The organism is Pseudomonas sp. FW305-E2 (assembly GCF_058782925.1).
In genome coordinates, this window is the sequence record NZ_JBYSYE010000006.1 from 191844 (window position 1) to 201315 (window position 9472).

Sequence of the window (9472 nt, forward strand, 5' to 3'; positions counted from 1 at the left end):
AGGCGCCGAGGAGTTGCACCTCCCCGACGACCACCAACCCAAGGAGAAACAACATGCAAGTAGAAACCCCCGAAGTCGGCACACAGAAGGCTAACACAATGCGTTATGACACCCTGGTAATCCGTGGCGCGACTGGCAAGAACGTCCCGCGGGAAGTGGATGGCGGCGAGGTTGTCGCTTGGAGCCAAGGCCACGGCCTTGCGGCCATGGATGCACTGGAGGATTTCGTAGGCGACCTGGCAGCCGGCAGCTATCACGGGATGGCGAAGGGCGCTGCCGAGGCGCTCAACCTAATGCGCCGGCGCCGAGCAACCGGCTGGGACGCCGACGTTATCGCGGAGGAGCCGCCAGCAGACTGGCAATCGGCTGTTTCCCGCGCCGAAGCGATGGCCCGGGAGGTGTTCGGCGAGGCAGACGATAACGCCATGCAAGCCATTGACTACATGGCCGGGTTGCTTCTGGCATTTGAGCCGACCCGCACCTCAGTACAGGGGGATGCGGAATGAACACTCCCGCAAACATCAAGCGCTTCAAGGTAAAGGACACTTGGAAGGATTTCGAGGTTGTGCTCGAGGTCGACCTCGACCGTCTGACCGCCGAACGGGCCCAGCAGATCAACAGTTTCTGGACAAGCGCCGAGGACAGGCTGGACGAGCAGGACGGGGATATTGTCCGAACCGTGATTCGGCTGGCTGGGCTTGAGGTGATGTGCGAGATCCTTGAGGACCGTGGCGCCGACTTCGGTGATGCCGACCGCTGGTACTGCCAGAAGACCACCGAAAAGCTCCATGACAGCGAGGGCTGGGGTGGTCGCGTCGAGGGCGACAGCTTCGGGTGGTGCGGGATCCGGGTCGTGGGTGCCGAGGTTGATCTCCCCTGCTACGAGGATGTCGCCGTTTCGGAGGTGAGTGCATGAGCCAGCAAACTCGACCACGCCTTGCCAGCCACTCGCTGGACCTGCCAAACCACTGCGACATCTGCAACAAGGCCCGCTCCACCAAGAAGCACCACCGGTGCAGCCAGATCCGCCAGCAGCGGAAATCTGTTGAATGGGAGGCCTACATGGCCAACGTCAAAGCCAAGAAAGCACAGCAGGACCGCCGATATGCACGCTAATCAATCGCAAACCCGCGACCTGGTCATCAGCGTTCGCCTCAGCGACGGCACTTACACAGCCCGGGCTCGCGGCGAGAAGGCCACCGCCAGCAGCACCATCAGCGCCGATGCAGCTGCACGCGCCTTGGCCAGCAAGCTCGGCGCCCAGATGGCGCAACCGGATCTGTTCGCAGCCAACCGCTCCAGCACTGACCCACACGTTCAATTCACCGCCCAGCGCAGCAGCTGAGAGAAAAACCGAAATGAGTAACGTGCACTCCCACTTGAACCAAGCGCTGATGCTTGATAACGCTGCTCTCATCAGTTCGTTAAACGAACTGATCAGTCAGCTGAAGCGACCTCAGGTGGCCATTCAAGACCAGCTGTGGACAACGCAGGACATTGCCGACTATCTCAAGTTGGCCCAGTACACAGTTGAACGCCGTGTCGTTGTGCAAGAAACCTTTCCAGAGAGCATGCAGCCGTGCGCTACCGGAGAGCGGGCATCCAAACGGTGGTTTGCTGGGGAAGTGATCTCCTGGAGCAGGCAGAACAGAGCAAGGCTGCCAGAACCTCGCACCAGGAAGCGTGCATAAAGTTAAAGCCTGCCTCGCGCAGGCTTTTTTAATCGAGCCGTAACGCCATTTCTGAAGCAGTGGCGTTGTAGTAGACCATCAATGAACGAGGGTCTTTGTGACCGGTGATGCGGGCAAGGTCGAGCACATCAACTTTCCTTGCCAGTCGTGTAATAGCCTCATGACGGGTGTCATGGAACGTAAGGCCCACAATCGCCACATCATCTCGCACTTTCCTAAACATCGCATCGGCCGACGCGGACGTTAGCCTGAACAGTTTTTCAGCACCTTTCTTCTCTCCCAAAAGTATCCCGATCAATCCCACGGCCCGCTTGCTGAGGGGCACATTTCGGCTAGATCCGTTTTTGGTCAATGGCAGGTGTACGAAGCGCTGTTTCAGGTTCACAGCCTTCGCGGTAATCCCAAGAATTTCGCCTTGCCGCATAGCGGTTTCCAAGGCGATCAGAAATGCCATGGCCAGCTCCTGGTGAAGCGTCACAGGCACTTCGGCTTCAACGTAGCCAAGCCGGTTGAGCAATGCAGTCTCTTCCGCCGGCTCGATGCGGCGGTCCCTGGGCGGATTGTTGAGCGGACGCTTCACATCGCGCACAGGGTTGACGATGCATGTGCGCCATTCTCGACGCGCAATCTCGAATACGGACGACAGCAAAGTCATCTCACGGCGAACGGTGGGACTGGCGACTACTCGAAGCCTGGCGTCACGCCACTTGGCTACCTGGTCAGTGGTGACGTCCGACATAAATTCCCCTACCCATTCAAGTTCGGCATCAAACTTGTCCAGCCGGAGCTCTTCCCATTTCTTCCCAGCTTTGGTGGGGGTAACGTCACGCTTGTAGCGGTGCAACGCTTCGGACACGGTCATTTCCACAGAGCACTTAGGCCCGCCGGCAGAGGCTAGGATCTCGGCCTCACGGGTGGTGGCCCATGCAACTGCTGCGGCCTTCGTCACGAAGGTCCTGGTGTCCCGGATCCCTAACCTAGCCACCTCAGCTCGCCAGCCACCGCTACGCTTCCGAAATGATGCCATTCCCTACCTCTGTCCTTGCTGGCGTAAAAGTGGCGTAAAGGCTATCACGCCAACGCAGCCAATCGCCGTGAACTGCACTCAGCAGATCAGCGAAAAACCAGCGTAATCAGTGGTTTGAAGCAGTACGCCAGCTATGTCACCTTTCTGCCAACATCCCTAAGTTGCCCCCTCGGGGCACCAAATCCGGAAAAACCGACCTTATGGTCGGTTTTTTTTTGCCCGACGATTTTGTCGGGCTGGGCCAAGGCCCTCTCAGGGACGAACCGCTGTCACTTCGATCTCAACCCGCCAGGCAGGATGCGCCAGGCCTGCAATCTGGAACGCCGAGCGCGCAGGTAGCACCGGCTGCTTGGCGGCTGGCCCGAAGAACTGGGTGTAGCCAGCCATGAAACCGTCGAAATCCATCTTGCCGCCGTTCTCCGGCCCACCCACCAGGAAAACCTGCATCTTCACCACGTCAGTCAGGCCAAGACCCAGCGTTTTCAGCTGCTGCTGGATGCTTTCAAGCACATTGATGGTTTGTGCCTTGGTATCACCGTAGGCTTCCAGCGAATCCTTGGGCGCATCGGGATGGATCACCGACGGGACGGAACCGCTCAGATAGACGACCGACTTCCCGGCAGGAATCTCTACAGCCGACGAGATAGGGAAACTACCTGCGCCATGGCGCACGATATCTTGTGCATGAACGCTGCCACCGGCTATTCCCAACGCCAATGCTGCAACGGTCTTGAAAGCGCATTTCATATTTCTCTCCTGATGGTTACACAAGAATGTACACGCACCGTTTATGCGTGTACGGGTCATTCCATTGCGGTATGCGTACTTAGAATCGATACAAACTGAAGGGTTTCGGGTCCAGCACCGGCGCCTTTCCAAGCAGCAGGTCTGCCGTCAGCTCGGACGACACCGGGCTTTCCGTCATACCCCAACCGGTCGCGGTGTTGATGACCAGGCCTGGGTACTCGTTGACCTGCGAAATGATCGGGTTCTCATCCGGGGCGATGGCCATGGCACCGCTCCACTGATCGATCAACTTCGCATCTTTGAAGGCAGGGAACTCGACTTTGAGCTTTTCCAGAGATGCATCCAGCTCTGGAATATCCGGGGCCGCCGTCATCAGCCTGTTTTTCTCGAAGGGCGATACCTCGTCCAGCCTCCACTGGGTGGGCTGAGTGAACGAATCGATCAGTTGCTTGTTGAGTGAGATGTGCACCGGGAAGTCGGGGATGGCCAGCAATGGCAGGTATTTATAACCATACATGAACGATTCTTTGACCACCGGGGCAACGACGACGCGCGGCGAGGTGGCGTATGTACCGTCGGCCTGCTCGCGGAAGTAGATATTCCCTGGCAATGCAACGTTGCCCCCCGGTGCACGGGGTGCCGCGCTGATGATTTGCTGGGACTGGTAGGCCGGCAAGGTAGGCACATCGACGCCCAGGTTCTGCATGAACAGCCTGGACCAGGCGCCGCCTGCCACGACCACGCGAGAAGTCCTGATGGCGCCCTTCTCGGTCACCACATCGGAGATGACGCCCGCCTGGGTTTCCAGGCCCCTTGCGGCGCAGTGGGTGTAGATGCGCACACCCATTTTCTTGGCGTACTCCGCCATGACAAACGATGCGCGCTCGGCGTCCAGGCTACCGGAGTCTTCCTCGAAACCTGCAATTTTCCAGCTCGAGGATGCACCGCGCAGCCGCTGTTCGAGTTCATTCCCCTGAATGATCCGAGTCTTGAAGGGGTTGTCCGCTGCTACTTCCCGGCTTTTGACATCGATCCACTTTCTGACGTTTTCCAGGTCTTCTTCATCGAAAGGAACTTCGACCCGGCCCTGAGTGCGATAGCTGGTATCTGCACCCACTTTGGCATTCATCTCGCGCCACCGTTGTTTGGCAAGATGGTGCAACTGGAACGTCGCATCAGGCATCTTGTAGGTCATGACCTGACCATAGAACCTGCATGACTGCTCGCCGGCAATATCACCTTTTTCAACGACGACTACCGAGAGGCCACGCTCGACAAGATTGATTGCGGTCATGAGCCCCAGAATACCAGCGCCAACAACGACGACGTCTGCCTGTTTGGGAAGCGCACCTTCGCTACCTTCTACAAAACCAAACCGCGGTTTGCCGGGGATCAACCTGCCTTCGCGGGTCAGCAAGGGGGTCAGAATGCCTGCGCCACCTGCAATAGCCACGACGCCGCCGCCGATCAAAAATTTACGCCTCGTCATTCCCATGACACTTTCCTTTCCTGGTAATCGGTGTGGGTTCATCAGCTCAGGCGGCGAGCCACCTACCCGGCCGCCAGCCGCCGCGGCCAACTTTCGGCCACCGGGTCAGGCTGATGTTTAAAATTGAAGGGCGGCTATTTTGTTGATGACCCGCTTCGGGAAAAAGCGCTGTGGACAAATACTTAGTTCAGCCATTTTGAAACTATCGCGCAAGTGACATAAATAGTTAATATGGCGACACTCAACACTCGAAAGAGGGAAGTTAGTTCGGGCGAAGATGCTGGCTTAGTTCCGAAAGTGCGCGGGGGCAATAAGCGCTGCGGATTCAGTAACTGTGTGGGTGCATAGCGTTATGCGGCAACACTTCATTGCCACATATTCAGTGTGGACAAGGGCATCAGGATCCGACGGTGGTAGATCTGTCCAATGCACAGGGAGGCATGGAGCGGATCGGCACGGATTAGCAGAGCCTGTTCAGGTTCAGTGAGCACCAGATCCAGATGGAAACCCGTTGCGAGACCATCGAGCGCAACCTGGGGTCAATTTTTCGTGTGCCCGCCCGTGGCTCAGGCGCTCTTCACGCCGAGATCTTCAGCAAACCGAAGCAAGTAGCCGTCCGGATCCTGCACCAGGAAATTGCGCTGGCCGACCAGCATGCCGCCCTGGCGGTACCAACACTCTTCAATCGGCTTTCTGATGCTATGCCCCGCAACCCCCAGCGACGCGACCAAGGCCAGTGCATCAGCGCATTCGATCGACAGGTTGATGCCTCGACCATACGGCGGCTCCAGCGGGCCGACCCGCCAGGGTGACTCACTCTGCCAGTCCTGCTCCAGCATCAGCTGGCTGCCGCCAAAAGACAGAAAGGCAAAATGCTCTTCTGGCCGGTCGTATTCAATCTTGAAGCCGAGTACGCCGCAGTAAAATGCCAGGCTGCGAGGTAGATCAGAAACAATCAGCTCCGGCACCAGGGGATTTAGCTTAAACAATGTTCTGATTCCTTTCAGGGTAAGTCGACTGGCAACTATGAACAGGTCGCCCTGAAAAAGGTAGCTTGTCAGTGTGGTCGCCCAATGCAGCTCAATGCAGTTCACACCCTCAGATCCGCCCGAAAAAAAATCCCTTCACTTTGACGCCGCCCCGATGGCTCTGGGACCTGTAGCCATACCTGCATTCTATTGGCCGCCGTCATGACTAACACTTAAGCTGTCATTCGTCGGATATATGCCGAAAGTATTGCTAGCGTAATGGCACTTAGCCATAGTTGCGTTCCCATTTTTCCACGCCCTGTGTGACACATGAAAACAATCGCGCCCTGCATGGCGGCAATGATGCTGCTCAGTGGGTGCAATGGAGTGCCAACGTCGTACGTTTCAGATCCCGTCTACAGTCAGGCTTTCGTGGTCACTTCTGGTGCCCCTCTGCCGATGTTGCTGATGGCCAGCGCCATCCAGTGGAACGAGGATTACGCTGTGACCGCCAAACACACCCCCTTCCTGCGCAACGTGGTCCACGAGGGCCTCGGTGACGTAGTGTTCTTCAAGCACAAAGCCAGCAGCGTGCCGCACTGGCGCCAGTACGTGCCAGGGGAAGCCGTGACGGCGGTGGGTTTCAACAGTTTCATGATGCCGATGCAGGGCAAGGGCCATGCCCTGTCGTCGCTGGTACGGCTTGAAGGTACGCCTGGCAGTGTTTTCTACTCGGTGCATGACGGCCCGATCACCAAAGGCATGTCGGGTGGGCCGGTGTTTGCCGATGACGGCAAGGTGGTGGGCATCAACGTGGCCATCATTCCCACCAACGAGATCGATGCGGGCAAGCGCCCGGACCTGGTCGGCAAGGACCGTATCAGCGTGTTCATGTCGTTCAGCGAAATCGACAAGGAATGGCGACGCTATCAGTACCTGCTGGCGCACAAGGCCAAGCCGAGGGCGCCGGCTGCGGTCAAAGGCTACGTGGCGGTGGCCGCCAAGCCGTGAATCGGGGCGCGGTGTTGGATGGAAAGCGGCCTATGATGTGAGGCTGATGGCCTCTTCGCGGGTAAACCCGCTCCTACAGGGCCTGCACAGGATCTGAGCCTTGTGCAGTACCTGTGGGAGCGGGTTTACCCGCGAAGAGGCCCTGCCAGCCAACGCGAGAAGGACCTGCCATGCACCTGACCCATCGTCCCATCCGGCCTGAAGACATCCCCGTTATCTGCAGCTTCCCGCAGAGCCCGGACGAACTGTTCTACATGTTCCCCAAAGCCACCTACCCCCTCACCCCCAACCAGCTGAGCGACGCCATAGCCCAACGCAGCGGCTCCACGGTAGTGGAAGATAACGGCGCTGTCCTGGCCTTCGCCAATTTCTACAAAGCCGAACATGGCGGCCTATGTGCCCTGGGCAACGTAGTGGTGGCCCCCAGCGCCCGCGGCCTTGGTGTAGCGCGTTATCTGGTAACGGCAATGATCGACCTCGCCCGCCAGCAGTACAGCGCCCGGGAGGTCTGGGTGTCATGCTTCAATCACAACACCGCAGGCTTGCTGCTTTATCCACAGCTGGGCTTCACACCGTTCGGCATCGAGGAGCGGCAGGCGTGGGACGGCACGCGGGTAGCGTTGGTGCAGATGAAGCAAATACTGACTTAACCGAGCTGGATCAGCGGGTCATTGCATGTGGCTGAACGAGAAGGTCCACCCCCAGAGCACGAATGACCCTCAATACAGTGTCAAAACGAGGCTTCGCGCCAGGGCTCAGCGCCTTGTACAGGCTTTCTCTACCCAGCCCACTCTCCGTAGCAATATGTGTCATGCCCCGTGCACGAGCGATATGGCCAAGTGCTCGAATGATTTCCTCGGTATCGCCATTTGATAGCACCTGGCTAAGGTATTCACTGATTGCCTCATCGCTGCTCAACAAGGCTGCCATATCAAACGGGATCAATTTTTCGCTCATTTCATCTCCTTCAGCAGCTTTCTGGCTTTGAGGATGTCGGCGGCTTGGGTGGACTTGTCGCCGCCGACCAGCAGTAAAACCAACCTCTGCCCCTTTTGCGTGAAATCGACGCGATAACCGGCAGCTACGTCGATGCGAAGCTCACCAATACCGCCTCCAAGCCACTTGATGTCACCAAGATTGCCCGCCGCTGCTCGCTCCAGCCTACGACCTATCGCCAACCTGGCCCTCAAATCTCTCAAGCTCGATAGCCAAGCGGCAAAGCTTTCCGTCTGTTCAACGAGAAACATCAAGTGGTCCCCAATCGTATCCTTATGGATACACCCATTCAAGGATTGAAGCGACCCGCTCTGTCGTTTTTGAGCTGAATCAGGAATTCAGGCACGTCTGATAGGCTGGTCGGAGTTTTCCCTTCGTTTCAGCTACATAATCCCTTGCAACATTCAACCCTCGAACCTTCGACGAGCCTCGGCGTCCCATCCTGCATCCCCCGCGTTTCGAGGTGCCCCCACGTGAAAGACGTCATCGCCCGCAAGTACCGCCTGGTGGTGAAGACCATCGGCTATATCGGTTGGTCGCTGTTCTGGCTGCTGATCTGGGATGTGCTGGTCACCATCGATTTCATGCTGTTCTTGAACAGCAAGTTCACCCTGCCACTGATCCCGCTGACCCTGCTGGGCTCAGCCTTGGTGGTGCTGGTGAGTTTTCGCAACAGCAGCGCCTACAACCGCTGGTGGGAGGCTCGCACCCTGTGGGGCGCGCTGGTGAACAGTTCGCGCAGCTTCGCCCGGCAGACGCTGACGCTGATCGATGACCCGGATGACGGCCTGAACCCGGTCAAGGCCACCCTGCTGCGCCGGCATATCGCCTATGTGAACTGCCTGGCGGCGCACTTGAAAGGCGAAAGCTGCCCGGAGGAGCTGATGGCCTTCATCCCACCGGCGGAGTTCGAACGGCGCAACCGCTCGAACAATTTCGCCAATGACATTCTCGGCGGCTCGGCAGCCTTGCTGGCGCGGGAATACCAGGCCGGGCGGCTGGACAGCATTCGCCTGGCGCGGCTGGAGTCAACGTTGGTAGACCTGTCTAACGCCCAGGGCGGCATGGAGCGGATTGCCAATACGCCATTGCCCTACCCCTATGTGTATTTCCCACGGCTGTTCATCACCCTGTTCTGCCTGATCGTGCCCGTGGGGTTGGTGGAGTCGCTAGGCTGGTTCACGCCGCTGGCGTCGACGGTGGTAGGGTTCATGTTGCTGGCCATCGAGCGGATCGGCACGGACTTGCAGAGCCCGTTCAGGTTCAGCGAGCATCAGATCCAGATGGATACCATATGCGAGACGATCGAGCGTAACCTGGAGTCGATGCAGCGGGAGGCGCAGTGTGCCGAGGCTGTAGACGCTTGAGAGATATAGGGGCTGCTTTGCAGCCCGGGCTCTCCGTCAGGCCCGCACATAGCGCTGACGCAACACATCACTCGACACATCCACCAGCAACACCAACACCAGCATACCGATGATCACCGTGCTGGCCTGGGCCTCCTGGAACAGGCTCAAGGTGGTGTACAGCATCTGCCCCAACC

The 9472-nt window shown here is 58.2% G+C and carries 13 protein-coding genes and 2 pseudogenes; 8 read left to right on the forward strand and 7 right to left on the reverse strand.

Features of this window, described 5'->3' with window-relative positions; all coding sequences use genetic code 11:
* The first annotated feature begins 53 nt into the window (after positions 1 to 53).
* Genes AC3WLP_RS08670 through AC3WLP_RS08685 form a run of 4 tightly spaced genes read left to right on the forward strand, consistent with a single transcriptional unit; the run spans position 54 to position 1345 of the window.
* Positions 54 to 506: a hypothetical protein gene (locus tag AC3WLP_RS08670; RefSeq protein ID WP_088513022.1), complete on the forward strand. Its 453-nt coding sequence runs from the start codon at positions 54 to 56 to the stop codon at positions 504 to 506.
* Positions 503 to 916, forward strand: coding sequence for a DUF2528 family protein (locus tag AC3WLP_RS08675; protein ID WP_088513023.1), 414 nt, complete (start codon positions 503 to 505; stop codon positions 914 to 916). The genes AC3WLP_RS08670 and AC3WLP_RS08675 overlap by 4 nt, the downstream gene beginning before the upstream one ends.
* A complete protein-coding gene (locus tag AC3WLP_RS08680; RefSeq protein ID WP_088513024.1) occupies positions 913 to 1116 on the forward strand; it encodes a hypothetical protein in 204 nt (67 codons plus the stop codon). Before AC3WLP_RS08675 ends, AC3WLP_RS08680 begins: the two co-directional genes overlap by 4 nt.
* A complete protein-coding gene (locus tag AC3WLP_RS08685; protein ID WP_088513025.1) occupies positions 1106 to 1345 on the forward strand; it encodes a hypothetical protein in 240 nt (79 codons plus the stop codon). Before AC3WLP_RS08680 ends, AC3WLP_RS08685 begins: the two co-directional genes overlap by 11 nt.
* A 374-nt stretch (positions 1346 to 1719) precedes the next feature.
* Here AC3WLP_RS08685 and AC3WLP_RS08690 read toward each other — a convergent pair whose 3' ends face one another.
* From AC3WLP_RS08690 to AC3WLP_RS08700, 3 genes are all read right to left on the reverse strand, one after another.
* The gene (locus AC3WLP_RS08690; RefSeq protein ID WP_256596047.1) at positions 1720 to 2553 is read right to left on the reverse strand and encodes a site-specific integrase; all 834 of its coding nucleotides are present in this window, start codon (positions 2551 to 2553) and stop codon (positions 1720 to 1722) included.
* Positions 2554 to 2970: 417 nt separating this feature from the next.
* Complete coding sequence (locus tag AC3WLP_RS08695) at positions 2971 to 3465, reverse strand: RidA family protein (RefSeq protein WP_012051241.1); 495 nt, start codon at positions 3463 to 3465, stop codon at positions 2971 to 2973.
* 79 nt (positions 3466 to 3544) lie between these two features.
* Positions 3545 to 4960: an NAD(P)/FAD-dependent oxidoreductase gene (locus AC3WLP_RS08700; protein WP_041166846.1), complete on the reverse strand. Its 1416-nt coding sequence runs from the start codon at positions 4958 to 4960 to the stop codon at positions 3545 to 3547.
* 434 nt (positions 4961 to 5394) lie between these two features.
* Between AC3WLP_RS08700 and AC3WLP_RS08705 the strand changes: the two are divergent.
* Positions 5395 to 5505, forward strand: a pseudogene (locus AC3WLP_RS08705) (effector protein); the annotation flags it as partial.
* A 15-nt stretch (positions 5506 to 5520) separates the two neighbouring features.
* On the opposite strand, the gene AC3WLP_RS08710 reads toward AC3WLP_RS08705, so the two are convergent.
* On the reverse strand, positions 5521 to 5943 hold the full coding sequence (locus tag AC3WLP_RS08710; RefSeq protein WP_012051239.1) for a bleomycin resistance protein: 423 nt from the start codon (positions 5941 to 5943) through the stop codon (positions 5521 to 5523).
* A 342-nt stretch (positions 5944 to 6285) separates the two neighbouring features.
* Between AC3WLP_RS08710 and AC3WLP_RS08715 the strand changes: the two genes are divergently transcribed.
* Entirely contained in the window at positions 6286 to 6933 is a 648-nt protein-coding gene (locus AC3WLP_RS08715) for a trypsin-like peptidase domain-containing protein (protein ID WP_088513056.1), read from the forward strand.
* Positions 6934 to 7103: 170 nt separating this feature from the next.
* A complete protein-coding gene (locus AC3WLP_RS08720; RefSeq protein WP_047603278.1) occupies positions 7104 to 7583 on the forward strand; it encodes a GNAT family N-acetyltransferase in 480 nt (159 codons plus the stop codon).
* Between the two features lie 10 nt (positions 7584 to 7593).
* On the opposite strand, the gene AC3WLP_RS08725 is transcribed toward AC3WLP_RS08720, so the two are convergent.
* Positions 7594 to 7890: an addiction module antidote protein gene (locus AC3WLP_RS08725; protein WP_004576347.1), complete on the reverse strand. Its 297-nt coding sequence runs from the start codon at positions 7888 to 7890 to the stop codon at positions 7594 to 7596.
* Entirely contained in the window at positions 7887 to 8180 is a 294-nt protein-coding gene (locus AC3WLP_RS08730) for a type II toxin-antitoxin system RelE/ParE family toxin (RefSeq protein WP_088513028.1), read from the reverse strand. Before AC3WLP_RS08730 ends, AC3WLP_RS08725 begins: the two co-directional genes overlap by 4 nt.
* A gap of 222 nt (positions 8181 to 8402) precedes the next feature.
* On the opposite strand from AC3WLP_RS08730, the gene AC3WLP_RS08735 reads away from it, so the two are divergent.
* On the forward strand, positions 8403 to 9296 hold the full coding sequence (locus tag AC3WLP_RS08735) for a bestrophin family protein (protein WP_014861462.1): 894 nt from the start codon (positions 8403 to 8405) through the stop codon (positions 9294 to 9296).
* 36 nt (positions 9297 to 9332) lie between these two features.
* Here the strand turns inward: AC3WLP_RS08735 and AC3WLP_RS08740 are convergent.
* Positions 9333 to 9472, reverse strand: a pseudogene (locus tag AC3WLP_RS08740) (phosphonate ABC transporter, permease protein PhnE); the annotation flags it as partial.

Coding starts and splice junctions, on each gene's coding strand:
- AC3WLP_RS08670 (WP_088513022.1), top strand. CDS start 54: ATGCAAGTAGAAACCCCCGAAGTCGGCACACAGAAGGCTAACACAATG.
- AC3WLP_RS08675 (WP_088513023.1), top strand. CDS start 503: ATGAACACTCCCGCAAACATCAAGCGCTTCAAGGTAAAGGACACTTGG.
- AC3WLP_RS08680 (WP_088513024.1), top strand. CDS start 913: ATGAGCCAGCAAACTCGACCACGCCTTGCCAGCCACTCGCTGGACCTG.
- AC3WLP_RS08685 (WP_088513025.1), top strand. CDS start 1,106: ATGCACGCTAATCAATCGCAAACCCGCGACCTGGTCATCAGCGTTCGC.
- AC3WLP_RS08690 (WP_256596047.1), bottom strand. CDS start 2,553: ATGACCGTGTCCGAAGCGTTGCACCGCTACAAGCGTGACGTTACCCCC.
- AC3WLP_RS08695 (WP_012051241.1), bottom strand. CDS start 3,465: ATGAAATGCGCTTTCAAGACCGTTGCAGCATTGGCGTTGGGAATAGCC.
- AC3WLP_RS08700 (WP_041166846.1), bottom strand. CDS start 4,960: ATGGGAATGACGAGGCGTAAATTTTTGATCGGCGGCGGCGTCGTGGCT.
- AC3WLP_RS08715 (WP_088513056.1), top strand. CDS start 6,286: ATGCTGCTCAGTGGGTGCAATGGAGTGCCAACGTCGTACGTTTCAGAT.
- AC3WLP_RS08720 (WP_047603278.1), top strand. CDS start 7,104: ATGCACCTGACCCATCGTCCCATCCGGCCTGAAGACATCCCCGTTATC.
- AC3WLP_RS08725 (WP_004576347.1), bottom strand. CDS start 7,890: ATGAGCGAAAAATTGATCCCGTTTGATATGGCAGCCTTGTTGAGCAGC.
- AC3WLP_RS08730 (WP_088513028.1), bottom strand. CDS start 8,180: ATGTTTCTCGTTGAACAGACGGAAAGCTTTGCCGCTTGGCTATCGAGC.